The sequence below is a fragment of the Azospirillum sp. B2RO_4 genome (assembly GCF_051124815.1).
Taxonomy (GTDB): Bacteria; Pseudomonadota; Alphaproteobacteria; order Azospirillales; family Azospirillaceae; genus Azospirillum.
The window spans coordinates 1,908,292-1,934,267 of sequence record NZ_CP118485.1 but is presented as its reverse complement, the minus strand read 5'-3'; the positions used below and the strand labels follow the sequence as shown (position 1 = coordinate 1,934,267).

Here is a 25,976-nt window from a genome sequence, read left to right as displayed (position 1 = left end):
TTGGGTCCGTCAGCCTCGCGGCGCCTGCGCGGACTGCGCCGCCGCCTGTGGCTGGTTGGTGGTTCGGGAGGCGGCTTTGTCCTCGCTTTCGCGCCCGCTGTCGAGTGCCGCGAGCGCATCGACGATCAGACCTGTACGACTGCCCAAGGACCCCTTGACCATGATGACGTCGCCGCCCTTCACGGTCCCGGTCACGATGGGGGCAAGCTCCACGCTGGTCTCGGTCCAGGCGCCGCGCATCGCCGCCGGCAGGCGGTCGAACAGCGCCTTCATGTGCGGTCCGCAGGCATAGACGGCGTCCACCTGCGCGGCGCGCAGCGGCTCGGCCAGCGCGATGTGCAGCGCGTCGGCGCGGTCGCCAAGCTCGCGCATGTCGCCCAGCACGGCGATGCGCCGGCCGCCGGCGCCGGGGTCGATCTTGCCCAGCACCTCCAGCGTCGCCGTCATGGCGGCCGGACTGGCGTTGTAGCTCTCGTCGATCAGGGTGAAGGCGCCCTGCGGCAGCTGGATGCGCTTGCGGGTGCCGCGGCCCTTGACCGGCTGCAGGCTGGACAGCGACCGCGCGGCGGCGGCGACATCGGCGCCCAGCGCCTTCACCGCCAGCAGCACCGCGAGGCTGTTCATCACCCAATGCTTGCCCGGCAGCGACAGGCAGTATTGCAGCCGCTCGCCGCGGATGACCGCCGTCACCGCACTGCAGGTGGCGTGCAGCGAGCAGTCGACCAGCCGGGCGTCGGCCTCCTCATGGGCGCCGAAGCTCCAGATTTTGGTCAGGCCGTGGCGGCGCGCGGCGGCGGCCAGCCGGGCATATTGCCCGTTGTCGCGGTTCAGCACGGCGACGCCGTCCGCGTCCAGCCCCTCGAAGATCTCGGCCTTGGCGTCGGCGATGGCCTCGACGCCGGAGAAGAATTCCAGATGCGCCGCCTCGACCGTGGTGATGATGGCGACATGCGGCTTGACCTGCCGCGACAGGGGGCCGAGTTCGCCGGCGTGGTTCATCCCCAGCTCGAACACGCCATAGGCGCAGTCGGCGGGCAGGCGGGCGAGCGACAGCGGCACGCCCCAATGGTTGTTCAGGCTGCCTTCGGTGGCATAGGTCGCTCCTTGCGCCGACAGGACGTGGCGCAGCGTCTCCTTGGTGCCGGTCTTGCCGACCGAGCCGGTGACGCCGACGAAGCGCGCGCCGCATCGCGCCCGCGCGACCTTGCCCAGCGCCGCCATGGCTTCCAGCGTGTCGACAGGGACGATCAGCAGCGGCGCGTCGGCGGGCAGCCCGTCCGGCAGATGGTCGACCAGCGCCGCGGCGGCCCCGGCCGCCAGGGCGGCGCCGACGAAGGCGTGCCCGTCGAAATTCGGCCCGCGGATGGCGACGAACAGGTCGCCCGGCGCCACCTTGCGGCTGTCGATGGTGACGCCGGTGGCGGTCCAGGCGGACGGGCCGGCCAGACGCCCGCCGGTGGCGGCCGCCGCGTCCTCCGCAGTCCAGAGGACCGTCTTGTCCGTCATCTCGCCGCTCATGCTCCAATCTCCGCTACGGCTTTCCGGGCCTCGTCCGCATCGTCGAACGGACGCACCTCGGTGCCGATCGTTTGTCCCTGTTCATGACCCTTGCCGGCGATGACCAGCACGTCGCCGGGTTGAAGCTGCCGCACCGCGGTGCGGATCGCCTCGGCCCGGTCGCCGATCTCCTCCAGGCGGCCGGCCAGTTCCCCGGTGGCGCCGGCCAGCACCTGACTCCGCACGAAAGCGGGGTCTTCGGTGCGCGGGTTGTCGTCGGTGACGATGGCGCGGTCGGCCAGCTTGGCCGCCAGCGCCCCCATCACCGGCCGCTTGCTGCGGTCGCGGTCGCCGCCGCAGCCGAACACCGTCACCAGATGGCGCGCGGCATGCGGCTTCAGCGCCCGCAGCACCGTTTCCAGCGCGTCGGGCGTGTGGGCGTAATCGACATAGACCGTCGCCCCGTTGGGGTGGGTCGCGACATGCTGCAGCCGGCCCGGCACGCCTTCCAGCGAGGGAAGGGCGGCGAGCGCCCGCTCGGCCTCAAAGCCGGATCCGATGACCAAGCCCAGCGCGCAGAGCACGTTCCAGGCCTGGAAGCGACCCGCCAGCGGCAGGTCCACCGTCACGTCGCGGCCGAGCACGGACAGGGCGAGGCGCTGACCATCGGCCAGCGGCTCCACCCCGGTCACCCGAAGCTCGGCACCGGCGAGACCATAGGACAGGACGCGGTGTCCACGGTGGTTACAAATGGTGGCAAAATGTTGAAATTCCGGAGAGTCGGCATTCAGTACCGCGACGGCGCCCGGCGGCAGGACCCGGTCGAACAGCATCGCCTTGGCGTCGCGGTACGCCTCCATCGTGCCGTGATAGTCCAGATGGTCCAGCGTCAGGTTGGTGAAGCCGGCGGCCTTGATCGCCACGCCGTCCAGCCGGAACTGCTCCAGCCCGTGACTCGACGCCTCCATCGCCAGATGGTCGATGCCGGCGTCCTTGGCGGCGGCGAGGTCGCGGTGCAGCGACACCGGGTCCGGAGTCGTCATCCCGCCATAGCCGTGCAGGCCGGGGCCGAGCAGGCCCAGCGTGCCCAGGCTGCCGGCGGGCAGGCCGAGCCGCGTCCAGATCTGGGCGGCGAACTGGACGGTGGAGGTCTTGCCGTTGGTGCCGGTCACCGCCACCACCGTCTCCGGCTGGCGCCCGCCATGAAAGGCGGCGGCCATGCGCGCGAAGGCGAGGCGGGGCTGCGGATCGGTCAGCAGGACGGCGGTGGAATCGGCCGGCAACTCGGTGCCCTCGGGCGCCAGCACCGCGACGGCGCCCTTGGCGATCGCGTCGGCGATGAAGGTGCGGCCGTCGGCCTTCACGCCGGGCAGGGCGGCAAAGACAAAGCCGGGCCTGACCGCGCGGCTGTCGGCGGTCAGCCCGGCGATGTCGGGATCGGCGGCGCCGACGGTGGCGTCAGCGCGGTTTGGTCTGAGTTGGGAAAGACGCAACGGTGCTTCCCTTCGACGGGGGTGGGGCGGTGACGGGGGGCAGGGACTGCTGCCAGTTGGTGGAACCGGCGGCGTTCAGGTAGGTGGAATTCAGGATTTCCGGCGCGTTCTCGTCCACCATCGGCACGTTCAGCAGCGGGCCGATCTGCTTGACGATGCGGCCCACCGCCGGGGCGGCGACCCAGCCGCCGGTGGCGTAGCCGTAGGTCTTGGCCGTGGCCTTGGGCTCGTCCACCAGCACATAGACGATGTAGCGCGGATCATTCATCGGGAAGGCGCCCAGGAACGACGACATGCGCGAGTTCTTCTGGTAATGCCGCCCCTTCTGCTTGTCGGCGGTGCCGGTTTTTCCACCGACGACATAACCCTTGACTTCCGCCGACTTGCCGGTGCCTTCGGTGACCACGAAGCGGAACATGCGCCGCATCATGTCGGAGGTCGAGCGCGACACCACCTGCTCTGTCGGGATCTCGTCGCCCGGCTTGCGCCTCAGCAGCGTCGGCTTGTGGAAGAGGCCGCCGTTGATGACGGACGCCGCGGCGGCCACCGTGTGCATCGGGCTGACCGAGATGCCGTGGCCGAAGGAGATGGTGTAGCTGTTGACCTCGCGCCACGGATTGGGCACCAGCGGCCAGCCGCTTTCCGGCAGTTCCAGACCGGTGGGCTTGGTGAAGCCCATCTTGGTCATGAAGGCCTTCTGCGCCGCCACGCCCACCTGCTGCACCATGCGCACGGAACCGAGGTTGGAGGAGTGCTGGAACACTTCCGCCACCGTCAGGGCGCGGTGCAGGTTGTGGTAGTCATTGATGGTGAAGCGGCCGATCTTGATCGGGTGGGCCGCGTCGAACATGTCCGACACCCGAATCTTGCCGCTGTCGAAGGCCAACGCGGAGTTGAAGATCTTGAAGGTCGAGCCCATCTCGTACACGCCGAGCGTCGCCCGGTTGAACAGCGTGTCGGGGTTCAGGCCGGTCGGGTCCTGCGGGTCGAAGTCGGGCAGGGAGACCATCGCCAGAACTTCGCCGTTGCGCACGTCGAAGACGATGCCGGCGGCACCGATGGCGCTGAACTCCTGCACCGTGGCGGCCAGTTCCTTCTTCAGGACATGCTGCAACCGCAGGTCGATGGAGAGCTGAAGCGGCGTTCCCGGATCCTCGGTCAGCCGTTTGTTGAAGCCCTGCTCCATGCCGGCAAGGCCGTTGTTGTCGATGCCGGTGAAGCCGACGACGTGGGAGGTCAGCGGGCCGGCGGGGTAGAAGCGGCGCTCCTCCCGTTCGAAGGCGATGCCGGGAATGCCGAGGCGGTGGACGGCGGCCTGCTGCTTCGGCGTCAGGTTGCGCTTCAGCCAGACGAAGCGGCGGTCGCCCACAAGCTTGGTCAGGACATCCTTGTAGTCGAGTTCCGGCAGGACGCTGACCAGCTTCTGCGCGGCCTCTTCCGGGCGCGACACCAGCTTGGGGTCGGCGTAGAGCGACTGGGTGACCAGCGAGGTCGCCAGCAGGTTGCCGTTGCGGTCGACGATGTCGGCACGGTTGGTGGTGGTGTTGTCCACCTCCAGCGCCACATGCTGGCGCGGTTCGCCGCCGCCCGCGAACAGGGTGGCCATCGCCAGCTTGACGCTGATCGCGGTGAAGACGGTCGTGACCACGGCAGCCGTCACCATCAGGCGGTAACGGCTCTGTTCCAGCGCAACCGCCAGCGAGGTCCGCGGCTTGGCGGACTGCTGCTGGGGTGACGGCGGAAAGGGCGAGGGCGCCGGCGGCGGCACATAGGTGCTGCCGGTGCTGGCGCCCGGCTGGCCGTAGCCGGCCGGGCCGCCGTGGTCGTGACCGTTCATCGATTGGCCCCCAGGCGCGCAACGAGCAGCCCGAGGCTGTCGGTCGGCTTGGGCTGGTAGGGCTGCTGGGCCGCGGCAGCCGCCTTGGGAGCCGGTGCCGGCGGGGTCGGGCGGGCCGCCAGTTCGGTCGGGCGCGCGGTCGGCGCGTTGGGCGCCAGCTTGCCGGCGGCGCGGTCGGGCGCCTTCTCCGCCGGGGCGCGGGCGGAGCCGGGCACCAGGGCGGAGGGCTTGATCCGGGCGGCGCGCGACGGATCGGCCAGACTGCCGGACGAGGGCAGGGAGGCGGGTACGACGACCGGCGCGCGTTCCAGCGCCTTGTCCATCGGCAGCGGCTTTACCAAGGCTGCACCGGCCGGCAGGCTGACCGGAACGATTCCGGCGGAGCCGCTGTTGTTGGGAGCGGCGGGGATGCGGGCGGCGGCGACCTGCGGGGCGCCGGTGCCGGGCGCGCGCACCATCGGCGGCAGCGGGGCAGGGTTGGTCTGCGACGGCGGTTGGACGGCGTCGCCCGGACGCATCGGGATCATGTCCATCGCCATGTACTGGCGCGGCTCGGTCGGCTGCAGCGCCAGATAGGCCTGCGCCATCTGTTCCAGCTTGGTGGGGTCGTTCAGGTAGCTCCACTCGGCCTTCAGGACCTGGATGGACTCCTGCTCCTGGATGATCTTGCGGTTCAGCCCGGCGAGCTTCTCCTCAAGATCCTGGACGTCGTAGCTGGTCTGGAACAGCACGCCACCGGCGGCCGCGATCAGGCCGCCCCAGAACAGCCAGGTCTTGCCTTTCATGCTGCCTCCTTGCCGGGCGCCGGGAACGCGGGCGCCTCGGTACGTTCAGCCGCGCGCAGCCGGGCGGACCGGGCGCGGGGGTTGTTGCGGGCTTCGGCCTCGCTCGGGTCCACGGGTTTCCGGGAGAGCAGGCGGAAGGATGGGTGATGCGCCGCGACCGCGGTCACGGGCGTATGGCGGGACGGGGAGGGCGGCGGCGAGGAGCGTTCCCGCAGGAACGCCTTGACCTCGCGGTCCTCCAGCGAATGGAAGGAGACGACGGCCAGACGCCCGCCGGGCGCCAGCAGCGACTCGGCGGCGGACAGGCCGCGCCGCAACTCGCCCAGTTCGTCGTTCACATGGATGCGCAGGGCCTGGAAGGTGCGGGTGGCCGGGTCGATCCCGTCGCCCTTCCCCTTCGGCACCACCGAACGGATGATGTCGGCCAGCCGCGCCGTGCGTTCGATCGGCGCCTCGCGGCGGGCGGCGACGATGGCGCGGGCGACGCGGCGCGACATCCGTTCCTCGCCCAGGCGATAGATGATGTCGGCCAACTCCGCCTCGTCGGCGCTGTTGACCACGTCGGCGGCGGTCGGCCCATCCCGTCCCATCCGCATGTCGAGCGGGCCGTCGAAGCGGAAGGAGAAGCCGCGCTCCGGCTCGTCGATCTGGGGAGAGGAGACGCCGACGTCGAGCGCCACGCCGTCGACCTTCTCGATGCCATGGTCCGCCAGCAGCGTGTCCATATCGCCGAATCGGCCCTCGATCACCTCGAGCCGGCCGGGGAATTCCTGCGCCAGGGCGCGGCCACGCTCGATCGCCGCGGGGTCGCGGTCGATGCCGATCACGCGGCAGGAGGCCGACCGCAGCAGGGCGCGGCTGTAGCCGCCGGCGCCGAAGGTGCCGTCGACGTAGAGAGCGCCGTCGCGCGGGGACAGCGCGGCGATCACCTCGTCCAGCAGGACGGGAATATGGATGCGGGTGTCGGTCATCAGGCGCCCTCCCCGCTCCGGCTGGCGGCGCCGCGGGAGGCCTTGGCGACGATCTGGCTCAGCGAGATGTCCTTGCGCACGACCTGCTCGCGAAGCGCGGCCTCGTGGGCCTTCAGCGCGTCGGGTTCCCAAATCTGGAAGGTCTTGCGGCGGCCGATGAAGGCGGCCTCCTCGGTGATGCCGGCGAACTCCGCCAGTTCCTTGGGCAGGACGATGCGGCCTTCGGCGTCGGAGGAAACGGGGATCAGCTTTCCGAAGATGAAGGTCTCGATCATGTCGCGCTCGTCGGCATCGAGGTCAGGGGATTCGAGGCTCTCGGAGAGGACGTCGAGATAGTCCTGGTCGGCGCCTTCCAGCGCCTGGTGGTTCAGCGAAGGCCAGAGGTAGACGGTGCTGGGAGCCGACGTCTTGGCAAGCGACTGCCTGAACTGTGCCGGGATGGACACACGCCCTTTCCTGTCAACTTTATTGACGTATGTGGACAGGAAAACGGCCATCGGCCCGGTGGTCCCCCCTGCTATCCCCCATGCGCGGTCGGGTGCCCCGCGCTAGCCCCGCTTGGCCCATTCAGCCCCCGCCCCCGGTGTTAACCAAAATGGGTAAGAGCCCCCCTTAAATGGGCATTCTTGGGATAGCATGGGACGGCATGGGCGTCAACGGCCCCCCGAGTATTCAGACGGGGGTGTCAAGACTTTTGGGTCAGGCTGTGGCATCCGAGCAAGTTGGTGTACGAAATCTCAGAATCTTCGCAGTATTCCGCTGGACTCCCGCGATGTGGATAAAGTTATCCACACAAGTTCTTCGAACGTTCCAAAATTTTAATAAAATATCGTGCTCACATGGTTTGTCACACGGTCGAATCGACCCCCTCGGACGGCATAGGACCTTGGGTGGGAAAACCCGGTCAGGCATGGGACGGCATGGGAAATCGCCCCACAGTTATCCACCGGCTGTGGATTAGTCTGGGGAAAATGTGGATGGGACCGTGCACATCCTGGGGATGGCCGCGGAAAAGCCCGGAGAAGCGCGGGGGCGGCGTGGGGAGAAGGGGCGTCTGCCCTGTGGATGACGCGGGCAGTCGCCCATGCCGGTGCCCATGCCGTCCCAGGCCGAACCATCCGATCGGGCGGGGCGGGGGCAAAAGGGTGCCACCATGGGGCAGCATGGGATCATGCGCCCAGCCGGGGGATCCGGATTGGGATGAACTGGGCAAAGGGTATGGGAAAAGCGCCAGATGGCCTGTAAGCCGGGTTCTGTATCCCGCCCCGAGGGGCAGGCGATGGCCATTCGTCTGGGACGCCGGTTGCCCGGACGCCTCGCGCGACCAACCCGAGCGGCGGCGCGGAAACGCGCTTGACCCACGCCCGTCCCGTTGCGGGGACGGTGGTCGGGCCGCTCCTATTCGGTCTTGCTCCCGGTGGGGTTTACCGTGCCGTCCCCGTTGCCGGGTCCGCGGTGCGCTCTTACCGCACCCTTTCACCCTTACCTGCGTCGAAACGCCGGCGGTTTGCTTTCTGTGGCACTTTCCCTAGGGTCGCCCCCGCCGGCCGTTAGCCGGCACCGTGTTTCCGTGGAGCCCGGACTTTCCTCCCCCGGTCGAAACCGAAGGCGGCCATCCGGCCATCTGGCGCGGTCGTTCATATAGGGAAGCGGCCGTGGGGGCAAATCCCAAATGGCGGGCCCAGATCAAGGGTGCCCGATCAGGGAGCCTGTTCGACGTCCGACGGGTCCGGCCCCAGTTCCACATTGGCATAGAGCGCCGATACCGGCACCTCGACGCCGACGCTGTCCAGACGCAGGACGTCGTCGGGCTCGACCAGCAGGTCGCATTGCCAGCGGCTGTCGTCCAGCCGGCGGTGCACCTCGACGAACAGGAACTCGCTCTGCACCAGCAGGATTTCCTGTACCGAGGGGATGGAGCGGTACACCGGCAGCTTCACCCTGCGGTCATGGTCCTCGGTGGAGCGCGACAGGATCTCCACGATCACCAGCGGGTCGGGCGTATGGTACTGCCCATGGCGGTGCGGCGTGCAGGTGACGGCAAGGTCCGCCTGGAAGAAGTTGCGGAAGCTGTTGGGCTTCAGGATGCCGGCCTCGGACCGGACGTGGCAGGGCGGGCGCTTGCGCAGAGTGCTGCCGATTTCCAGGGCAATGTTCCCGGCAACGATCTGGTGGGCGCCATAGCTGGGCGCCATCGCCACCGGCACGCCGTCGATCAGCTCGTACCGGGTCTGCGTCCCATCGTCCCACGACAGGAACTCGTCGACGCTCATCCGCTTATAGGCCAGGGACGACATGCCGCTCTCCCGCTCAGCTGGGTCGGAGTGCCTAATATAAGGGATCGGCCCCGCTTCGGCGAGACGTCATCACCGTCCGGTCAGCCGCAGCAGCGCGCGCAGACGCCGCACCGTCTCAGGATCGGGGGCGCCGGTCAGGCATTCGGGGTGGAAGTGGCGCTGAAAGGCCAGCAGAGCCCGCGGTTCGGCCGGGTCGTACCCATAGCGTCCCAGCAGGGCGGCGACCTCCGCATCGGTGAAGGGGCTGTCGTCGGCCTGGGATGGCGTGGGCCAAATCCCGAGTCCCTGGGCGGCGAGGTCCGGCCAGTCGAACAGCTCGCCCGGATCCTCCTTGCGGGTCGGCGCCACGTCGCTGTGGCCCAGCACGTCGGCGGGGGCGATCCCGTGGCGTTTCACGATGCCATGGCACAGCTCCGTTACCGCCGCCATCTGCACCGGCGGAAAGGGCCGATAGCCGAACTCATGGCCCGGATTCACGATCTCGACGCCGATGGAGCGGCTGTTGACATCGCCGGTGCCGCGCCAGCTCGACCGGCCGGCATGCCAGGCGCGCCGGTCCTCCGGCACATGGGCGTAGACGGTGCCGTCCTCGTCCACGGTGTAATGAGCGCTGACCTGGGCTGCCGGGTCGCACAGCCGGTCCAGCGCATGGGCGGCGGTGGGCATGCCGGTATAGTGCAGAATCAGCAGCTCCACCCGCGAACCATCGGCCCGTGGGCCGTGGTTGGGGGAGGGGCGGTCGATCCGGCGGAAGGCGCTCATGTCGGCATCTTATCAGGTCGGGCCGGTCAGGTCGGATTGGTGACGGTCTCGCTGACGGTGCGCGGGCGCCGCTTCACGATCACCGCGACTCCGCCGATGGTCAGCAAGCCGCCGATGGCGAGGTTCACCGTCAGCGGATCGCCCATCAGGAATGCGCCGCTGGCGACGCCGAAGACCGGCACCGTCAGCAGATAGGGCATGGTCTGGTTCACGTCATAGCGCCCAAGCAGCGGATACCACAGCCCATAGGCGACGATGGTGACCGCGACCGCCATGTAGACGATCGACGCCCAGCCCACCCAGGTGGAATTGGCCAGCGCCTCCATCTGCCCATGCTCCAGCAGCAGCGACAGGCCCAGCAGCTGCGGCATGGCGAACAGCGCCATCCAGCCGTTGACGGCGAAGCCGTTCACCGACCCGATCAGCTTCATCTGCACGCTGGCAACCGCGAAGGCGAAGCTGGCCGCCAGGATCAGCAGCAGCGAATAGAGCGACTCGCCCAGCCGCGGCTCGCCCGCGATCACCGCCACGCCGGCGAAGGCGGCGGCCATGCCGATGCCGCGGCGCCAGCCCAGCTTGTCCTTGAACACCAGCGCCGCCAGCAGGGAGGAGAAGGGCACCTGCGCCTGCGCCGCCAGCGAGGCGGTGGCGGCGTCGATCCCCTGCAGCCCTGTGAACATCATCGGGAAATGGATGCTGCCCAGCGTCACCGACAACAGCGCGATCTTCCACAGCTTGTCACGCGGCACGCGGAAGAACGGGATGATCAGCACCGCCACCAGGGCGAAGCGCAGGAACATCACGAACAGCGGCGGGAATTCGGCCAGCGCCCATTTCGCCACGACGAAATTCAGCCCCCACAGCGCCATCACCACCAGCGCCTGAAGGGTGTGGGCGAAACTCATGCCCGGCCGCCTTCCAGTTCCTCGCGCATCGCCTCCAACTCCAGCCAGCGCTCCTCCGCCGTGGCGAGCGCCGCCTGCTTGGCGTGCAACTGCTCGCTGGTCTTCTGGAACTTGGCGGGGTCGCGGGTGAACAGGTCGGGGTCGGCCAGTGCCTTTTCCAGCTTGGCGATCTCGGTCCCCAGCCCGTCCATGCGGGCCGGCAGCTCGTCCAGTTCGCGCTGGTCCTTGTAGCTCAACTTGCCGCGCGGCTTGGCCGCGGCGGCCGGGGCGGTGGCGGCCGGCTTCGGTTTGGCAGCGGCAGCGGCGGGCGCCGCCTTGGCCGGGCGCTGTACCAGATAGTCGGAATAGCCGCCGGCATATTCGGTGGCGGTGCCGTCGCCCTCCAGCGCGATGGTGGCGGTCACCAGCCGGTCGAGGAAGTCGCGGTCGTGGCTGACCAGCAGCAGCGTTCCCTGATAGTCGCCCAGCACGTCCTCCAGCAGGTCCAGCGTATCCATGTCGAGGTCGTTGGTCGGCTCGTCGAGGATCATCATGTTGCTGGGCTTGGCGAACAGCCGGGCCAGCAGCAGCCGGTTGCGCTCGCCGCCCGACAGCGCCTTCACCGGGCTGTCCAGCTGCCGGGTGTCGAACAGGAAGTCCTTGATATAGCCGGCGACGTGGCGCGACACGCCGTTGACCATCACCGCGTCGCCGCCGAAGGGGCACAGCACCTTGCGGATGGTGTCCTCCGGGTCCAGCCCTTCGCGCCGCTGGTCGAAATAGGCGGTGTCGAGGCTGGTGCCCAGCTTCACCGTGCCCTCATCGGGCTCCAACTGGCCGGTCAGCATCTTCAGCAGGGTGGATTTGCCGGCGCCATTCGGCCCGATCAGTCCCACCCGGTCGCCGCGCAGGATGCGGGTGGAGAAGTTCTTGACGATGGTCTTGCGCCCCTCGGGCGTGTCGAAGCCCTTGGAGATGCCGGTCGCCTCGATCACCAGCCGGCCGCCGCGCTCGGCCTCGGCGATGGCGAGCTTGGCCTGCTGGCCGCCCTTGATCTGCTCGGCGCGCCCGGCGCGAAGGTCCAGCAGGTTGCGGACGCGTCCCATGTTGCGGGTGCGCCGGGCGGAGATGCCCTCGCGCAGCCACTTCATCTCGCTTTCGATCTTGCGGTCCAGCTTGTGGGCCGCGGCCTCCTCCGCCTCGAACACCTCGGCCTGCCAGGTCTCGAACTCGGCGAAGCCGCGGTCGGTGGCGCGCACCGTTCCGCGGTCGAGCCAAAGCGTCCGCTTCGCCAGCCGGTTGAGGAAGGCGCGGTCGTGGCTGATCAGCAGCAGCCCGCCGCGGAAGGACAGCAACTCCTCCTCCAGCCACTCGATGGTGGGGAGGTCGAGATGGTTGGTCGGCTCGTCCAGCAGCATGACGTCGGGGTTGCCGACCAGCGTGCGGGCCAGCGCGGTGCGGCGCGATTCGCCGCCGGACAGGGTGCGGGGATCGAGCCCGCCGTCCACCTGCAGCCTGTCCAGAACCGCATCGACCCGGTGCGCCTCGTCCTGCTCGTCGGCGGGAAGGCCCTGCACGACATAATCGTGGACGGTGGCGCAGCCGGTGAAGTCCGGTTCCTGCGGCAGATAGGCGAGACGGGCGCCCGGCTGGACGAAGACGGTGCCGCCGTCGGGGTGGATCATCCCGGCCAGCACCTTCATCAGCGTCGACTTGCCCGACCCGTTGCGCCCGACCAGACAGGCGCGGTCCCCGCGGCCGATGGACAGGTCGATGCCGTCGAACAGCGGACGGCCGCCGAAGGTGACGGTGACGCCCTGGAGCGCCGTGATGGGTGCGGGAGGAGCCATGGACCGTTCGTGCGCCGGAAAATCGAGGGGAGGGGATGGGTTATAGCGTGCCATCCCCCTCCGCCGCGACCCGGAAAAACGGTTGGGCGGGTTGCGCCTTCCGCGCCCGCCGGCCGGTCACGCGGTCCCGGTCGGCGTCGGCACCTGCTGTTCCTGCATCTTGAAGCCGAAATAGGTGCCGTTGCTGATGCCGGTCAGGGCCAGCAGGTTGGCCGACAGCTCCGGCATGCCCAGCGTGCGGGTGACCTCGTAGAGGAAGGTGATGCCGAGCACGCCGGTCCAGGCGAGCAGCTGCAGCCGGTGGATGTTGTATCCGGCGGCGTCGCTCAGCAGGTCGGGGATCAGCCCTTGGGAGGGCGGATAGACCTCGGCCAGGCTGGCGGCCATGGCGGTTTGGTCGGGCGGGGTGACCGCCGCGGCGGCGAGGTAGGCGGCGGCATGCTGATGGCGCCGGGTGTCGTCGTCGCTCGGCCGGCGGTCCTGGAAGGCGGCCAGGACGGAGGTGCCGCCGACGATCCCCATCAGCGCCATGGTGCCCGTGGTGATGGTGTCCATCGACCCGGTGATGGTCAGGATGGCGACGTAGGAGGCGGTGACGATCCCGCTCCACCACAACAGCTGGAATCGGGCAAGGCTGTAGGGCGCCCGGTAATTGGCCGGCATCGGCACGCCGGCGATGGGGGTGATGGCGTCGGTGCGGCCGAAATGGCGGAAGAAGGCGGCCAGGAACAGGGACGCCACCAGCGCGAACCACACGGCGGCCAGCCCCAGGTCGCGGTCGCTGGCGCCCTGGATGGAGACCATCTTCGGTGCGGTGGCCATGCCGCCGGTGGCCGGGCCGAAGGCGACCGGCAGGATCTTGGCGCCGGCAAGGCTGAAGAAGCCGCTGAAGGCGGTCTGCCACGCCGTCCGCCGCTGTGCCGCGTCATCGCCGTTGCCGGAGATGGAGGTGGAGGCGGTGCCCACCAGTTCGCCCTTGGTCGAGCAGCCGAAGCTGGCGCGGGCGCCGGGGATGGTCTGGCCATTGGCGACCAGAACCAGGGCCTGCGCGTTCAGCGTCGCGGCCTGCGTGGCGCAGTCGGTGCCGGCCGGCGGCACCCCCAGGTTCAGCGTCAGCGGCTGTCCCAGCACAACCGTCGTGTCGGTGGCTGATGTCGGCATCTGCGCCTGCGCGGCGCCGCCCGCCGCGATCGTCGTTCCCAACACCGCGGCGAAGATCGTCCGGATGATCGTGCGTCGCATCGTCATGTCGCCCCCAAAGCGCGCGGGCAACCGATCGCCCGCCCCCTTGGGAACGATATGTCAGAAAACGGGACAAAGCCTATGGCAAAGCAATCTCAAATCATCAAAACCTGCGGGGACTAGCGACATCTCACGACAGCGCGGCGGTCCCCTCCCGCTCCCGGCGAATGCGGTCGTAGGCGGCATTGATCAGCGCGAGTTTCTGGGTGGCGAGGTCGATGAATTCCTGCGGCATGCCCTGAGCGATCAGCCGGTCCGGGTGGTGTTCGCGCACCAGCGCCCGGTGGGCGGCTTTCACCGCGTCGTCCTCGGCCAGACGCGACACCCCCAGCACGGCGTAGGGGTCCGATTCGGCCGGTCTGCCGGCCAGATGGTGGCCGGCGAGGATGCGGCGGAAGTCGGCCTCGTCGAAGCCGAAGATCGCGGCGACGGCATGCAGATACTCCACCTCCGTCTCGTGCAACTCGTCGTCGGCTTCGGCGATCATCAGCAGGCTGTCGAGCAGTTCCTCCAGCACCGCGTGCCTGTCCTCGAACAGCTTGGCGATCTGGCGGGCATACTCCTCGAACCCGCGGGTATCGCGGCGGGCGAGGTCGAAGACGCGGCCGACATTGTCCAACTCCTCCGGCGGGACGCGGAACAGCCGCTTGAAGGTGTCGACCTCCACCCGCTTCACCACGCCGTCGGCCCGCGCCATCTTGGCGGCCAGCGCGATCACGCCGATGGTGAAGGCGACGGTCTGCTTGGCCGCTTCGGCATCGGCGTCGCTCATGCCCCGGCGCGGTTGGTCGTCCGGACCGCAGGGCGACCACAAATCGACCGCATGCCCGGCCAGACCGCCCAGCAGGGCGCCGATCGGTCCGCCGGTGAACAGGCCGGCCGCGCCGCCCAGGATCTTGCCCCAAATGCTCATGCTACGCCCTTAAGTCCGCAGGCTCCCCAACCGGGGGCAGCATAGCGGCCGAGCGAGGGCGGGCCAACTGTGGCGCACCGGCAACATGCCAGCATTGTTCGCATTGCGAAGTTCTAATAAGCGCTTGCGATTCCCGGCGACCACGCCATGTTGCAATGCAACAAAGGGCGCCGCAGAGAGCGCCGGCCTGACAATGTCGGTGCCCGCCGGTGGCGGCGCCGGAGCCTGGGGAAAAACGTTCTGCGCGAATGCGTTTTCGGATTTCGAGAACCGTGAGCAGAGCCATGCCTGTCATCCGCAAGATCCTGCCGACCGAACTGCCCCAGTACCGGGCGCATCTTCTCCGCCTCGACCGGGCCGACCGTTATGCCCGCTTCACCGGCACTCTGTCGGACGAGGCGGTGGAGCGGCATTGCGCGGCCATCGACTGGGGCCGGACGGTCGTTCTCGGCGCGTTCGAGAACGGCGTGCTGCGCGGTGCCGTGGAACTGTGCGGCGACCGCATCCTCTGGCCGCAACAGGCGGAGTTCGGCATCAGCGTCGAGTCGGTGCTGCAGGGCAAGGGGGTCGGCAGCACGCTGGTCCGCCGCATCCTGACCGTCGCCCGCAACCGTGGCATCCGCCATGTCCACATGATGTGCCTGTCGGAGAATGTCCGCATGCGCGCCCTGGCCCGCCGTTTCGGTGGCCGGTTGGCGCTGGACAGCGGCGAGATCACCTCGCGCTTCGAGCTGCCGCCGCCCAACCAGTTCTCCCTTGCCCTGGAGGCGTTGGAGGATGGGACCGGCGCCTTCAACAGCATTTTGTCCGGCAACGCCATCCTTGGCCGCCTGCCCACCCCGTCGCCGCAGCGGCTGGCAGCCTGAACGGCGGGGTTCTTCGTCGGTGATCCTGTGTTCTTTCCGCCGCTTCCCAACCTCCTGATGGGGACGGGCCACGCAAGCGGTTGAAATTCGCTGCCGGATCGCGAAACTCCGGCCCACGCGCGGTGCGGTTGCCGCGCATGGAATTCGGCGGGTGCGACGATGGGTGAGACGGACAACGCGGCTGTGGCCGGTGGGGCGGAGACCAAGCCGGCCCGGTGGCAGTTCTGGGTGGATCGCGGCGGCACCTTCACCGACATCGTCGGCCGCCGGCCGGACGGATCGGTGGTGACGCACAAGCTGCTGTCGGAAAATCCGGAGCGCTATGCCGACGCCGCCGTCCAGGGGATCCGCGAGCTGCTCGGTCTGAAGCCGGGCCAGCCGATCCCGCCGGACACGGTGGAGGTGGTGAAGATGGGCACCACCGTCGCCACCAACGCCCTGCTGGAACGCAAGGGCGAGCCGACCGTCCTCGTCATTACCGAAGGGCTGGGCGATCAGTTGCGCATCGGCCATCAGGCCCGGCCGAAGATCTTCGCCCGCCATATCCATCTGCCCGACCAACTCTATTCCCATGTGGTGGAGGTGCCGGAGCGGGTGATGGCCGATGGCCGGGTGCTGAAGCCGATCGACCTGCACGCCGTCCGCCGCGGGCTGGAGGAGGCCTACCGCCAGGGCTTCCGCGCCGCCGCCATCGCGCTGATGCACGGCTACCGCTATCCGGAGCACGAACGGCAGGTCGCCTCGCTGGCCCGTGCGGTCGGCTTCACCCAGGTCTCCGTCAGCCATCTGGTCAGCCCGCTGATGAAGCTTGTCGGCCGCGGCGACACCACGGTGGCCGACGCCTATCTCTCCCCGGTGCTGCGCCGCTATGTCGACCGTGTCGCCAACGACCTCAGCGTCGACGGCACGCCGGTGCCGCTGATGTTCATGCAATCCAACGGCGGCCTGACCGACGCCCGCCGCTTCCAGGGCAAGGACGCCATCCTGTCGGGTCCGGCCGGCGGCGTGGTCGGGGCGGTGCGCACCGCCGGGATGGCCGGCTTCGACCGCGTCATCGGCTTCGACATGGGCGGCACCTCCACCGACGTGTCGCACTATGCCGGCGAGTACGAGCGCGCCTTCGACGCGGTGGTGGCCGGGGTGCGGGTGCGGGCGCCGATGATGCACATCCACACGGTGGCGGCCGGTGGCGGCTCGCTCTGCGTCTTCGACGGCACCCGCTTCCGTGTCGGGCCGGACAGTGCCGGCGCCAATCCGGGTCCCGCCTGCTACCGCCGCGGCGGGCCGCTGACCGTCACCGACTGCAACGTCATGGTCGGCAAGATCCAGCCGCGTTTCTTCCCGCATGTCTTCGGCCCGAACGGCGACCAACCGCTGGACGCCGAGGTGGTGAAGACCCGCTTCACCGAACTGGCCGCCACCGTCAACGCCAGGCTCGGCACGACGATGACTCCGCAGGAGGTCGCCGAGGGTTTCCTGCGCATCGCCGTCGACAACATGGCCAACGCCATCAAGAAGATCTCGGTCGAGCGCGGCTATGACGTCACCGGCTACACGCTGAACGGCTTCGGCGGAGCGGCGGGCCAGCATGTGTGTGCCGTCGCCGACGCTCTCGGCATGACGCGGGTGTTCCTGCACCCGCAGGCCGGCGTGCTGTCCGCCTACGGCATCGGTCTGGCCGACACAGTGGCCATCCGCGAGCGCGCCGTCGAGGGGCCGCTGAGCGACGCCGTGGTCGACCGGCTGACCATGCTGTTCACCGACCTGGAGACCGAGGGGCGGGCGGAGCTGACCCGCCAGGGCGTCGCCGCGGACAGGCAGGCGATCAACCGCCGCGTCCACCTGAAGGCCGCCGGTTCCGACACCACGCTGACCGTCGCCTTCGGCTCGAAGGTGGCGATGACCAAGTCCTTCGAGGAGGCGCACCGCCGCCGCTACGGCTTCCTTACCCCCGGCACCGCGCTTGAGGTGGAGTCGGTGACCCTGGAGGCCGTCGGCCTGACCGACGTGCTGGAAGACCCGGAGCTTCCCGCCACCACCGCGGTGCTGCCGCGCCGGCTCGCTACCGTCGCCATGCATATCGGCGGCCAGCGCCGCGAGGCGCCGCTCTACGACCGCCGCCAGCTTCAGCCCGGCAACCGCGTCGTCGGCCCGGCGATCCTGGCCGAGGCCGTCTCCACCACCGTGGTCGAGCCCGGCTGGATGGCGGAGGTCACCCGCAAGAACCATCTGGTGCTGACCCGGCTGGAGCCGGCGACCCAGCGTCAGGCCGCCGGGGTGAAGGGCGGGGTCAAGGGCGGGGCGAAGGTCGATCCGGTGACACTGGAGGTCTTCAACAACCTGTTCATGTCCATCGCCGAGCGGATGGGCGTGACGCTGGAGAAGACCGCCCGCTCGGTGAACATCAAGGAGCGGCTGGACTTCTCCTGCGCCCTGTTCGACCGCGACGGCGGGCTGATCGCCAACGCCCCACACATGCCGGTCCATCTGGGGTCGATGGGCGAGAGCGTGCGTGCGGTCATCGAACGGCGCGGCGGGAGCTTCAATGCCGGCGAGAGCTTTGCGCTGAACGACCCGTACCATGGCGGCACCCATCTGCCGGACATCACCGTCGTCTCCCCGGTGTTCGACGAGGCGGGCAAGGAGCTGCTGTTCTTCGTCGCCTCGCGCGGGCATCACGCCGACGTCGGCGGCATCACCCCCGGCTCCATGCCGCCGGACAGCAAGACCATCGCCGACGAAGGCGTGCTGCTGGACTGCGTGCCGCTGGTGGAGAACGGCCAGTTCCGCGAGGAGGCGATGGTGGAGCTTCTGCGCTCCGGCCCGCATCCTGCACGCAATCCGGCACAGAACATCGGCGATCTGAAGGCGCAGGTCGCCGCCAACGAGCAGGGCACCCGCGAACTGCACCGTGTCGTCCGCCTGCACGGCCTGTCCACCGTCATCGCCTATATGCGCCACGTCCAGGACAATGCCGAGGAGCAGGTGCGCCGCGCCATCGGCGTGCTGAGCGACGGCGATTTTGCGGTGACGTTGGACAATGGCGCGGTGATCAAGCTGCGGGTGTCGATCGATCATGCCGCACGCTCGGCGATCGTCGATTTCTCCGGGACCAGCACCCAGCTGACCAACAATTTCAACGCCCCGTCGGCGGTTTGCCGGGCGGCGGTGCTGTATGTCTTCCGCTGTCTGGTGGACGACGAGATCCCGATGAACGAGGGCTGCCTGCGCCCGATCGAGATCGTCATCCCGCCGGGTTCCATGCTGTCGCCCAACCCGCCCGCCGCGGTGGTCGCCGGCAATGTGGAAACGAGCCAATGCATCGTTGACGCGCTGTTCGGCGCGCTGGGGGTGATGGCGTCTGCCCAGGGGACGATGAACAACACCACCTTCGGCAACGAGTGGCACCAGTATTACGAGACGGTCTGCGGCGGGTCCGGTGCCGGCAACGGCTTTGCAGGCACCGACGCGGTGCAGACCCACATGACCAACTCGCGCCTGACCGACCCGGAGGTGCTGGAATGGCGCTTCCCGGTGCTGGTGGAGAGCTTCCGCATCCGCCGCGGTTCCGGCGGGGCAGGGCGTTGGCGCGGCGGCGACGGCGTGATCCGCCGCCTGCGCTTCCTGGAGCCGATGACCGCCGCCATCCTCGCCAACCACCGCAAGATCGCCCCCTTCGGCTTGAAGGGTGGGGCGGACGGCGCGGTCGGTCGGACCTGGGTCCAGCGCAGCGACGGCAGCGTGCAGGAACTGGCGTCCCAGGACAGCACGGCGATGCGGCCGGGCGACGCCCTGGTGGTGGAGACGCCGGGCGGCGGCGGCTTCGGGGCGGTGGGGTAAGGCGGCGTCTGGAGGCGTTATGCCCCCTCCCTAACCCTCCCCCGCGATGGGACCGACCTTTGGTCGGCCGAGAGCGGGAGAGGGGACTCCGCCGCTTCTGCGGTTATGTCTTGCCGACAAGCGTCCTACCCCTTCTCCCGCGAAGCGGGGGAGGGATGGGGAGGGGGCATCCGCAGAAGCCCCCTCACTCCGCCCGATGCGGCGCGACGATACCGAAGCGGTGCATCTGCCGATGGATGGTGGAGCGGTCAACCCCCAGCGCCCGTGCCGTCGCCGACACGTTCCAGTGGTGCCGCCGCAAAGTCTCGCGCAGCCGGGCAGCCGGGTCCTCTTCCCCCTCGGGCTTCACCGCCGCCTCCGCCGGCCAGGCCTGGAACAGGCCGCTGTGCTGCACCGGCTCCGGAATATCGTCGAGGTCGATCAGCCCGCCGTCGCTGACCGCGCAGGCATAGTCGAGCGCATTCACCAGTTCCCGCACATTGCCCGGCCAGCCGTGGCCGCGCAGAGCCGCCAGCGCCGCCGGGGTCAGCCGGTAGCCGATGCCGTCGCGCTCCGTCCGCTCGGCCAGCAGCCGCTCGATCAGCCACTCCAGGTCGCCGCGCTGGCGCAGCGGCGGCACGGTGAACACCGCGCCGTTGAGACGAAAGTACAAGTCGTCGCGGAACTTGCCGGCCTTGACCAGTTCCACCAGATCGCGGTGGGTCGCGCCGATGACGCGGACATCGACCGAGACCGCCTTGGTCCGGCCGATCGGCGTCACCTCCCGCTCCGCCAGGACGCGCAGCAGGCGGGTCTGCGACGACAGCGGCATGTCGCCGATCTCGTCCAGGAACAGGGTGCCGCCGTCAGCCTCCAGGATCAGCCCCTTCTTGCCGCGCGCCGTCGCCCCGGTGAAGGAGCCGGGCTCGTAGCCGAACAGCTCGCTCTCGATCAGGTTTTCCGGCAGTGCGGCACAGTTGACGGCGACGAAGGGCTTGTTGCGGCGGACGCTGGCCTTGTGCAGGGCCTTGGCCAGATGCTCCTTGCCGGTGCCGGTCTCGCCATGAATCAGCAGGCTCATGCGGGTGTTGACCAGCTTCGCCGCCCGCGTCAACACCGCCTTCAGCGCCGGATCGCCGCCGGACACCACGTGCAATGGCTCCGGCAGCGTATCGCCGCGATGGTCGGGCACGTGGCTGCGCGGCAGCGACACGGCCGGTGGCGGCATCGCCTGGGCGAACAGCGGCAGACCGGTGCGGCGCAGGCGCAGCGTGCGCTGTTCGGTTGGCAGTGAGCGGACGAAGTGGACCAGATCGTCCACCTCGCAGTCGAACAGTTCGGCGAAGGAGCGGCCGAGCGGCGACACCCCATCCTCCACCAGCAGGTCGCGGGCCTTGTGGTTGAAGCCGACCACCCGCCCGCCGGCATCGAGCGCCAGGACGAAGTCGGGATCGACCTCCGCGAACTCCTGCGACGCCGACAGCTTCACCACCCAGTCGCGGCGGAAGTTGTTGTAGAGATTGGCGGTTTCGATCTTATGCACATAGGCGCGCACCATCTGCAGCGCCAGATACTGGCTGATCTTCGGCTCCGGCGAATGCAGGGCGGAGATGTCCAGCACCGCGGCCAGTTCGCCGCCGCTGTCGAACACCGGCGCCGCGGTGCAGGTCAACGGGATGTGGGTGGCGTCGAAATGGTCGGTCTGGTGGACGGTCAGCGCCTGGGCGGTGGCGATGCAGGTGCCGACCGCGCAGGTGCCGGCATGCCCCTCGTTCCAATCCGCTCCCAGATACAGGCCGGCCCGGCGCAGATGGTTGTCGAAGGTCGGGTCGCCGATGAAGTCCACCGTGACGCCGTTGCTGTCGGTCAGCAGCAGGACATAGCCCATCCCGGCCACCTGCCGGTACAGCGCCTCCAACCCGAAGCGGGCCATGCGCAGGAACTCGTCCATGGCGTCGCGATGCTCGCGCAGCCGTTCCTGCGGCAGGATGTGCGGCTCGCGCCCGACGGTGGGGTCCAGCTTGTGATCTGCGACGCAACGACGCCAGGAGCTTTCGATGATCGGATCGCGGGCGGTTCGCACGCCGGCGGAGACACGGCCGGTTGAGACACGGACGAGTTCATCGATGTGGGCCGCGCGTGCGCTGTCCATGGTCGTGCCTCCCGGTATCATCGTCCGCTTGTCCCGCGAACATATTTATAAGGAACAGTACCAACCGGCCGACCCGCTAGGCAACATGTGCAAAAGCATCAGGCCGGGCCGTGATCCCATCGCAGCCATCGCTGACGGCATACCGGCGTATGACCCCCGGCTTTTCGTTATTGTTGTGCGACATGACGTTAAGGACATTTGCACAAGTCGGGCCTCATGCTCCATAAACGGGCAAGGATCGCCGGGAGCTTTCGAGTTGCGGATTCTGATCGTCGACGATTCACCGCGCCACCTGACCATGATGGTGTATGAGCTGAACAAGCTCGGCTACGCCACCAGCGTGGCCCACAGCGGGGCCGCCGCCATCGAAGCGGTGGCGAATGAGCGCTTCGACGTGGTGATGGCCGACATCCGTCTGGCCGACATGACCGGCATCGAGCTGTGCTGGCACCTGCGCACCGCCCAGGGGCTTCGCCATCTCTACCTGATCCTGATGATCCCCGGCAGCATGACCGACCAGTTCCACGAACTGGTGGAGGCCGGTGCCGATGAGTTCCTGCGCAAGCCTCTGGACTGGAAGTGGACGGCGGCGCGCCTGCTGGCGGCCTCGCGAGTCGTGGCGATGCAGCGCGACCTGGAACGGCTGGCGACCACCGACGCCCTGACCGGCGCCATGAACCGCCGCCGCTTCCTGGAGAGGGGGGCTGAAGAGTTTACCCGCTCGCGACGATACGAACGCCCGCTGTCGGTGGTGATGCTGGACATCGACCACTTCAAGCGGGTCAACGACACCCACGGCCACGCCACCGGCGACGAGGCGATCCGCAGCACGGTGCGCGCCTGCAAGGACACCATGCGATCCTGCGACCTCATCGGCCGTCTGGGCGGTGAGGAGTTCGCCGTGGTGATGCCGGAAACCCCACCGGTGAACGCCTTCGCCGCTGCCCAGCGCCTCCGCCAAGCGATCGCCGCCCGGCCGGTGACGCTGGAGAACGGCGGCGAACTGTACCTGACCGTCAGCCTTGGACTGAGTTGGCTGACCGGCAACGATGCCGGCATCGAATCCCTGCTGGCCCGCGCCGACGCCGCGCTCTACCGCGCCAAGAACGCCGGCCGCAACCGCGTGGAGGTCGAACCGCAGATCGCACTGCCGAAGTCGATGACGGTGTAGGGGCTAGCTGGCTTGTTGGGGATGACGTCGGCGGATCTCGACCGGATGCGGGATTAGGGCTGAGGAGGACCGAACCCGAACACGCCATGGAAGGCCGCTCGAGCGGCTGTCAGCCAGTCGGATTCGGCATTCCCCAACTCACCCACCACCAACCGCTTATCCAGCGTCACCAACTTGTCGAACCGGACGACTGAAGGAACCTTGAGACCGTTGGACGGGCCTGGAGCGATCGGAAACGAGTCGGGTAGCGTTCCCGCGTAGCTCCGTGACGTGATGAACGCCAATACCAAATCCGCGCGCCGGTCATTGTCCCTTGAGACCACAAGGGCCGGACGCAGCTTTGAATCGGAAAGGTCGGTAAAGGGAAATGAGACGAAAACGATGCTGCCGAAATCAAACATTGCGCTTCTTGATGTCGGCGGCAGTGTAAAGATCCGGCTCATCCTCGAGCCAATCGAACGCGCCGCCTTCCTGCGCTATCTGAGCAATTGGAATGTCGTCGCTCTCAACCGTCTCGAAAATCACGCGCACGCGCTGCCGCGGCTGAATCCCTCGCCGCGCCATTTCCGCCTGAACCTGTCCGGCTTCGATATTTTCAAGCACTTGCCGCATGCCTGCACCTTAACGCAAAGCGGCCTGGACGCGCAACCTGAGTGCCGACGCGCCAAGCGCCTCGTCGGTGCCGGAAACACCATCGGCGCTGTCCTTCAGACGGCTTCTGTTGCCCAGGATTGGCTCTTAGAAAACCCAAAAAAACCAAAGGGCCGGCTCATTGCTGAGCCAGCCCTTTGTCTTTGATGGTAGCAGCGGAGGGATTTGAACCCCCGACCAAGGGATTATGATTCCCCTGCTCTACCACTGAGCTACGCTGCCATCGTGAGCGCCGTTGTTGGCGTTTCCGCCGCCGTTGGCTACCATCGTGTCCCGTCGTTGCCGCCGGGAGCCGCTATATAGGATAGGGCGACTTGGCCTGTCAACGCGGAATTTTCCAGGGGTGCGATTTTTTTCGGTCAGCTGGCGGAAAGCCGCATAACCCCCTGATTCAGGCTGCCGTTTCGCCTGCCTCCACACCCTCGGCCACACCTCCCGCCGTGCCGGAAATCCAGCCGCCGCCCAGCACGCGGTCGCCCTGATAGACGACGCAGGCCTGTCCGGGAGCGATGCCGTGCTGAGGCTCCAGCAGCTCCACCCGCGCGGTGCCGTCCGGGCCGGCGCGCCACAGGGCGGGGGCAGCCGGCTGGGCGGAGCGCAGCTTCACCGACACCTCAATGCCGGCCCCTTCGGCCAATTCAGACCCCAGCCAGTTCACGTCGCGCACCATCACCAGAGAGCGGGCGAGGTCGCGGCGCGGGCCGACGACGACGCGGCGGCGGGCGGGTTCCAGGCGGACGACGTAGAGCGCCTCCTCCTCCTGGCCGCGGATCCCGCCGATGCCCAGCCCCTTGCGCTGGCCGACCGTGTAGTGGACGACGCCCTTGTGGCGCCCCAGCACCCGCCCATCGACATGGACGATGTCGCCGGGCTCGACGGAGCCGGGGCGCAGCTTCGCCACCACCTCGGCATAGTTGCCGTTGGGGACGAAGCAGATGTCCTGACTGTCCGGCTTGGCCGCCACCTCCAGCCCGTGGCGCTCGGCCAGTGCGCGGGTCTCCGGCTTGGTCAGGCCGCCCAGCGGGAAGCGCAGGAATTCCAACTGCTCGCGCGTGGTGGCGAACAGGAAATAGCTCTGGTCCTTGCCCGGATCGACGGCACGGTGCAGTTCGGCACCCTGCGGGCCGGCGATGCGGCGGACGTAATGGCCGGTGGCGAGCGCCTCGGCGCCCAGGTCACGGGCGGTGTTCAGCAGGTCGCGGAACTTGACGCGCTGGTTGCAGCGCACGCAGGGGATCGGCGTCTCGCCGCGCAGATAGCTGTCGGCGAAATCGTCCATCACGTCCTGGCTGAAGCGGCCCTCGTAATCCAGGACGTAATGCGGGATGCCGATGCGGTCGGCGACCTGACGGGCGTCGTAGATGTCCTGGCCGGCGCAGCAGGCGCCCGGCTTCTGCAGGGCGAGGCCGTGGTCGTAAAGCTGCAGCGTGATGCCGACGACGTCATAGCCCTCCTCCCGCAGCACGGCGGCGGTGACGGAGGAATCGACCCCGCCGGACATCGCGACGACGACGCGGGTGTCCTGGGGGCGCTTGGAAAGGCCGAGGGAGTTCATGGCGCCCTATATAAGGCGGGCAGGCGCCCGGAAAAGGCAGGAAATAGGCCGCCGGGGGTTGCGTCTGCGTGACGTCGCCCCGGCGGCCGGAACAGGGTTCCCCTGGACCGTCACTTCATCGCGTTGTTGCTGCCGCCCGGCAGGCGGACAACCAGACCGTCCAGCTCTTCGGTCATGATGATCTGGCAACCCAGGCGCGAGGTCTTGGTCAGGCCGAAGGCGAGGTCCAGCATGTCCTCCTCGTCCTCCTGCGCATCCGGCAGGACGTCGAACCATTCCGGCTCGATCACGACATGGCAGGTGGAGCAGGCCAGCGAGCCCTCGCAGGCGCCTTCCAGGTCCAGGCTGTTCTTGTGCGCGATCTCCAGCACGGACAGGCCGAGCGGGGCCTCCACCTCGCGGCGGGTGCCATCGGGCTCGATGAAGGTCATCTTGGGCATGGGGTCCTCGTTCCTTTAAGGTTGCCTAGCGATTGTATGGGAAAATGTAACGGAAAAGCGGATCAGGGCCGCGGCGGTGTCAGGGCGGCGCGGCGGTCGCGGACCTCGGCGGCCAGCGCCTCCAGCCGTTCCAGCCGCGCCAGGATGCGGGCGGCGCCGTCGGAAGCCGGCGGGCTGTCGGGGCCGGAGGCCGTCTGCGCCTTGCGGAAGGCGGGGGTGAGATACTTGATGCAGGCCTCGACCCGCTGGCTGAGGTCCAGCCCGATGCGGTCCAGCTCCAGCGCATCGTCGGCGCGGGACAGCCGGGTGGCGAGGTCGGCGATCTCCTCATCCCCATTGCCGTCCACGTCCCCGACGGCCGGCGCGCCGCCCAGCAGGGCAAGCAGTGCATGGGCGCGGCGGATGGGATCGCGCAGCACCTCATAGGCGTCGCGCAGGGCCTCGATCTGGGCCTTGGCATTCGCCTGCTGGCGCGGGCCGCGGGCGGCGAAGCGCTCCGGGTCCATGGCGCGGGTGAAGCCGGCATGCTGCTTCGCCAACTGCTCCAGATCGATGTCGAAGCGGCGTTCCAGCCCCAGCCGGGTGAAGGGGTCGAGCGGGCGGGGCGGCTGGGCCGCACCGCAGGCGTGGCAGAACAGGGCGCGCGGCGCCACCGAGCGGCCGCAGGTGCCGCAAGGCTCCAGATCGCCGGCGATGGCGCCGGAAATTCCGCCGCTGCTGTTGCCGGGCGGGCCGGATTTGGAACGGGTCATGCGCACAGTCCGTCAAAACGCCGAAAGGATCGGCCGATA

21 protein-coding genes, 1 tRNA gene and 1 other RNA gene are annotated in these 25,976 nt (G+C 68.6%); 4 read left to right on the top strand and 19 right to left on the bottom strand.

Going from position 1 to position 25,976, the window contains the following annotated elements; translation table 11 throughout:
• Window positions 1-9 precede the first annotated feature (9 nt).
• The 13 genes from PWS46_RS09125 to PWS46_RS09065 form a co-directional block, all read right to left on the bottom strand.
• Entirely contained in the window at window positions 10-1,518 is a 1,509-nt protein-coding gene (locus PWS46_RS09125) for a UDP-N-acetylmuramoylalanyl-D-glutamyl-2,6-diaminopimelate--D-alanyl-D-alanine ligase (RefSeq protein WP_434614037.1), read from the bottom strand.
• Window positions 1,515-2,990, bottom strand: coding sequence for a UDP-N-acetylmuramoyl-L-alanyl-D-glutamate--2,6-diaminopimelate ligase (locus PWS46_RS09120; RefSeq protein WP_434614034.1), 1,476 nt, complete (start codon window positions 2,988-2,990; stop codon window positions 1,515-1,517). Before PWS46_RS09120 ends, PWS46_RS09125 begins: the two co-directional genes overlap by 4 nt.
• Window positions 2,956-4,827 (bottom strand): peptidoglycan D,D-transpeptidase FtsI family protein, encoded by a 1,872-nt coding sequence (locus PWS46_RS09115; RefSeq protein ID WP_434614031.1) that lies wholly within the window; start codon window positions 4,825-4,827, stop codon window positions 2,956-2,958. The genes PWS46_RS09120 and PWS46_RS09115 overlap by 35 nt, the downstream gene beginning before the upstream one ends.
• Window positions 4,824-5,612: a cell division protein FtsL gene (gene ftsL, locus PWS46_RS09110; protein WP_434614028.1), complete on the bottom strand. Its 789-nt coding sequence runs from the start codon at window positions 5,610-5,612 to the stop codon at window positions 4,824-4,826. The genes PWS46_RS09115 and ftsL overlap by 4 nt, the downstream gene beginning before the upstream one ends.
• Window positions 5,609-6,583 (bottom strand): 16S rRNA (cytosine(1402)-N(4))-methyltransferase RsmH, encoded by a 975-nt coding sequence (rsmH, locus tag PWS46_RS09105; protein WP_434614025.1) that lies wholly within the window; start codon window positions 6,581-6,583, stop codon window positions 5,609-5,611. The genes ftsL and rsmH overlap by 4 nt, the downstream gene beginning before the upstream one ends.
• Entirely contained in the window at window positions 6,583-7,029 is a 447-nt protein-coding gene (locus tag PWS46_RS09100) for a division/cell wall cluster transcriptional repressor MraZ (RefSeq protein ID WP_014248340.1), read from the bottom strand. Before PWS46_RS09100 ends, rsmH begins: the two co-directional genes overlap by 1 nt.
• Before the next feature lie 780 nt (window positions 7,030-7,809).
• An RNA gene (gene rnpB, locus PWS46_RS09095) (RNase P RNA component class A) lies at window positions 7,810-8,211 on the bottom strand.
• Window positions 8,212-8,283: 72 nt separating this feature from the next.
• Window positions 8,284-8,880 (bottom strand): Uma2 family endonuclease, encoded by a 597-nt coding sequence (locus tag PWS46_RS09090; protein WP_434614021.1) that lies wholly within the window; start codon window positions 8,878-8,880, stop codon window positions 8,284-8,286.
• Between the two features lie 69 nt (window positions 8,881-8,949).
• A complete protein-coding gene (locus PWS46_RS09085) occupies window positions 8,950-9,642 on the bottom strand; it encodes an N-acetylmuramoyl-L-alanine amidase (protein WP_434614018.1) in 693 nt (230 codons plus the stop codon).
• Window positions 9,643-9,668: 26 nt separating this feature from the next.
• Complete coding sequence (locus PWS46_RS09080; RefSeq protein WP_434614015.1) at window positions 9,669-10,547, bottom strand: DMT family transporter; 879 nt, start codon at window positions 10,545-10,547, stop codon at window positions 9,669-9,671.
• The gene (locus PWS46_RS09075; RefSeq protein WP_434614012.1) at window positions 10,544-12,376 is read right to left on the bottom strand and encodes an ATP-binding cassette domain-containing protein; all 1,833 of its coding nucleotides are present in this window, start codon (window positions 12,374-12,376) and stop codon (window positions 10,544-10,546) included. Before PWS46_RS09075 ends, PWS46_RS09080 begins: the two co-directional genes overlap by 4 nt.
• Before the next feature lie 117 nt (window positions 12,377-12,493).
• Window positions 12,494-13,618 (bottom strand): hypothetical protein, encoded by a 1,125-nt coding sequence (locus PWS46_RS09070; protein WP_434614009.1) that lies wholly within the window; start codon window positions 13,616-13,618, stop codon window positions 12,494-12,496.
• 130 nt (window positions 13,619-13,748) lie between these two features.
• Window positions 13,749-14,531, bottom strand: a complete 783-nt coding sequence (locus PWS46_RS09065; protein WP_434614006.1) for a TerB family tellurite resistance protein — start codon at window positions 14,529-14,531, stop codon at window positions 13,749-13,751.
• Between the two features lie 284 nt (window positions 14,532-14,815).
• On the opposite strand from PWS46_RS09065, the gene PWS46_RS09060 reads away from it, so the two are divergent.
• Together PWS46_RS09060 and PWS46_RS09055 are read left to right on the top strand one after the other, a co-directional pair.
• Window positions 14,816-15,397 (top strand): GNAT family N-acetyltransferase, encoded by a 582-nt coding sequence (locus PWS46_RS09060; protein WP_434614003.1) that lies wholly within the window; start codon window positions 14,816-14,818, stop codon window positions 15,395-15,397.
• A gap of 159 nt (window positions 15,398-15,556) precedes the next feature.
• Complete coding sequence (locus tag PWS46_RS09055) at window positions 15,557-19,237, top strand: hydantoinase B/oxoprolinase family protein (protein ID WP_434614000.1); 3,681 nt, start codon at window positions 15,557-15,559, stop codon at window positions 19,235-19,237.
• A 184-nt stretch (window positions 19,238-19,421) separates the two neighbouring features.
• Here PWS46_RS09055 and PWS46_RS09050 read toward each other — a convergent pair whose 3' ends face one another.
• On the bottom strand, window positions 19,422-21,368 hold the full coding sequence (locus PWS46_RS09050; protein WP_434613997.1) for a sigma-54-dependent Fis family transcriptional regulator: 1,947 nt from the start codon (window positions 21,366-21,368) through the stop codon (window positions 19,422-19,424).
• 256 nt (window positions 21,369-21,624) lie between these two features.
• Between PWS46_RS09050 and PWS46_RS09045 the strand changes: the two genes are divergently transcribed.
• Window positions 21,625-22,539: a GGDEF domain-containing protein gene (locus tag PWS46_RS09045; RefSeq protein ID WP_434613994.1), complete on the top strand. Its 915-nt coding sequence runs from the start codon at window positions 21,625-21,627 to the stop codon at window positions 22,537-22,539.
• A gap of 53 nt (window positions 22,540-22,592) precedes the next feature.
• Here the strand turns inward: PWS46_RS09045 and PWS46_RS09040 are convergent, their stop codons facing one another.
• On the bottom strand, window positions 22,593-22,940 hold the full coding sequence (locus PWS46_RS09040; RefSeq protein WP_434613991.1) for a type II toxin-antitoxin system PemK/MazF family toxin: 348 nt from the start codon (window positions 22,938-22,940) through the stop codon (window positions 22,593-22,595).
• On the opposite strand from PWS46_RS09040, the gene PWS46_RS09035 reads away from it, so the two are divergent.
• Window positions 22,921-23,337, top strand: a complete 417-nt coding sequence (locus tag PWS46_RS09035) for a hypothetical protein (protein WP_434613988.1) — start codon at window positions 22,921-22,923, stop codon at window positions 23,335-23,337. The genes PWS46_RS09040 and PWS46_RS09035 overlap by 20 nt on opposite strands.
• Here the strand turns inward: PWS46_RS09035 and PWS46_RS09030 are convergent.
• The 4 genes from PWS46_RS09030 to PWS46_RS09015 all read right to left on the bottom strand — a co-directional run bounded on the left by PWS46_RS09030 (window position 23,338) and on the right by PWS46_RS09015 (window position 25,937).
• Window positions 23,338-23,412 (bottom strand) — tRNA-Met (locus tag PWS46_RS09030). It lies immediately after the preceding gene.
• 169 nt (window positions 23,413-23,581) lie between these two features.
• The gene (gene mnmA, locus PWS46_RS09025; protein ID WP_434613985.1) at window positions 23,582-24,745 is read right to left on the bottom strand and encodes a tRNA 2-thiouridine(34) synthase MnmA; all 1,164 of its coding nucleotides are present in this window, start codon (window positions 24,743-24,745) and stop codon (window positions 23,582-23,584) included.
• A gap of 110 nt (window positions 24,746-24,855) precedes the next feature.
• Window positions 24,856-25,185: a ferredoxin family 2Fe-2S iron-sulfur cluster binding protein gene (locus PWS46_RS09020; RefSeq protein WP_085089871.1), complete on the bottom strand. Its 330-nt coding sequence runs from the start codon at window positions 25,183-25,185 to the stop codon at window positions 24,856-24,858.
• Window positions 25,186-25,247: 62 nt separating this feature from the next.
• Window positions 25,248-25,937: a molecular chaperone DnaJ gene (locus tag PWS46_RS09015; RefSeq protein WP_434613982.1), complete on the bottom strand. Its 690-nt coding sequence runs from the start codon at window positions 25,935-25,937 to the stop codon at window positions 25,248-25,250.
• Between the last annotated feature and the right edge of the window lie 39 nt (window positions 25,938-25,976).

Excerpts from the sequence above, each read along its gene's own strand:
- PWS46_RS09070 (WP_434614009.1), bottom strand. The coding sequence starts at position 13,618 with ATGCGACGCACGATCATCCGGACGATCTTCGCCGCGGTGTTGGGAACG.
- PWS46_RS09065 (WP_434614006.1), bottom strand. The coding sequence starts at position 14,531 with ATGAGCATTTGGGGCAAGATCCTGGGCGGCGCGGCCGGCCTGTTCACC.
- ftsL (WP_434614028.1), bottom strand. The coding sequence starts at position 5,612 with ATGAAAGGCAAGACCTGGCTGTTCTGGGGCGGCCTGATCGCGGCCGCC.
- mnmA (WP_434613985.1), bottom strand. The coding sequence starts at position 24,745 with ATGAACTCCCTCGGCCTTTCCAAGCGCCCCCAGGACACCCGCGTCGTC.
- PWS46_RS09125 (WP_434614037.1), bottom strand. The coding sequence starts at position 1,518 with ATGAGCGGCGAGATGACGGACAAGACGGTCCTCTGGACTGCGGAGGAC.
- PWS46_RS09020 (WP_085089871.1), bottom strand. The coding sequence starts at position 25,185 with ATGCCCAAGATGACCTTCATCGAGCCCGATGGCACCCGCCGCGAGGTG.
- PWS46_RS09035 (WP_434613988.1), top strand. The coding sequence starts at position 22,921 with ATGCTGCCGAAATCAAACATTGCGCTTCTTGATGTCGGCGGCAGTGTA.
- PWS46_RS09085 (WP_434614018.1), bottom strand. The coding sequence starts at position 9,642 with ATGAGCGCCTTCCGCCGGATCGACCGCCCCTCCCCCAACCACGGCCCA.
- PWS46_RS09060 (WP_434614003.1), top strand. The coding sequence starts at position 14,816 with ATGCCTGTCATCCGCAAGATCCTGCCGACCGAACTGCCCCAGTACCGG.
- PWS46_RS09090 (WP_434614021.1), bottom strand. The coding sequence starts at position 8,880 with ATGTCGTCCCTGGCCTATAAGCGGATGAGCGTCGACGAGTTCCTGTCG.
- PWS46_RS09115 (WP_434614031.1), bottom strand. The coding sequence starts at position 4,827 with ATGAACGGTCACGACCACGGCGGCCCGGCCGGCTACGGCCAGCCGGGC.
- PWS46_RS09015 (WP_434613982.1), bottom strand. The coding sequence starts at position 25,937 with ATGACCCGTTCCAAATCCGGCCCGCCCGGCAACAGCAGCGGCGGAATT.
- PWS46_RS09080 (WP_434614015.1), bottom strand. The coding sequence starts at position 10,547 with ATGAGTTTCGCCCACACCCTTCAGGCGCTGGTGGTGATGGCGCTGTGG.
- PWS46_RS09055 (WP_434614000.1), top strand. The coding sequence starts at position 15,557 with ATGGGTGAGACGGACAACGCGGCTGTGGCCGGTGGGGCGGAGACCAAG.
- PWS46_RS09075 (WP_434614012.1), bottom strand. The coding sequence starts at position 12,376 with ATGGCTCCTCCCGCACCCATCACGGCGCTCCAGGGCGTCACCGTCACC.
- rsmH (WP_434614025.1), bottom strand. The coding sequence starts at position 6,583 with ATGACCGACACCCGCATCCATATTCCCGTCCTGCTGGACGAGGTGATC.
- PWS46_RS09040 (WP_434613991.1), bottom strand. The coding sequence starts at position 22,940 with ATGTTTGATTTCGGCAGCATCGTTTTCGTCTCATTTCCCTTTACCGAC.
- PWS46_RS09050 (WP_434613997.1), bottom strand. The coding sequence starts at position 21,368 with ATGGACAGCGCACGCGCGGCCCACATCGATGAACTCGTCCGTGTCTCA.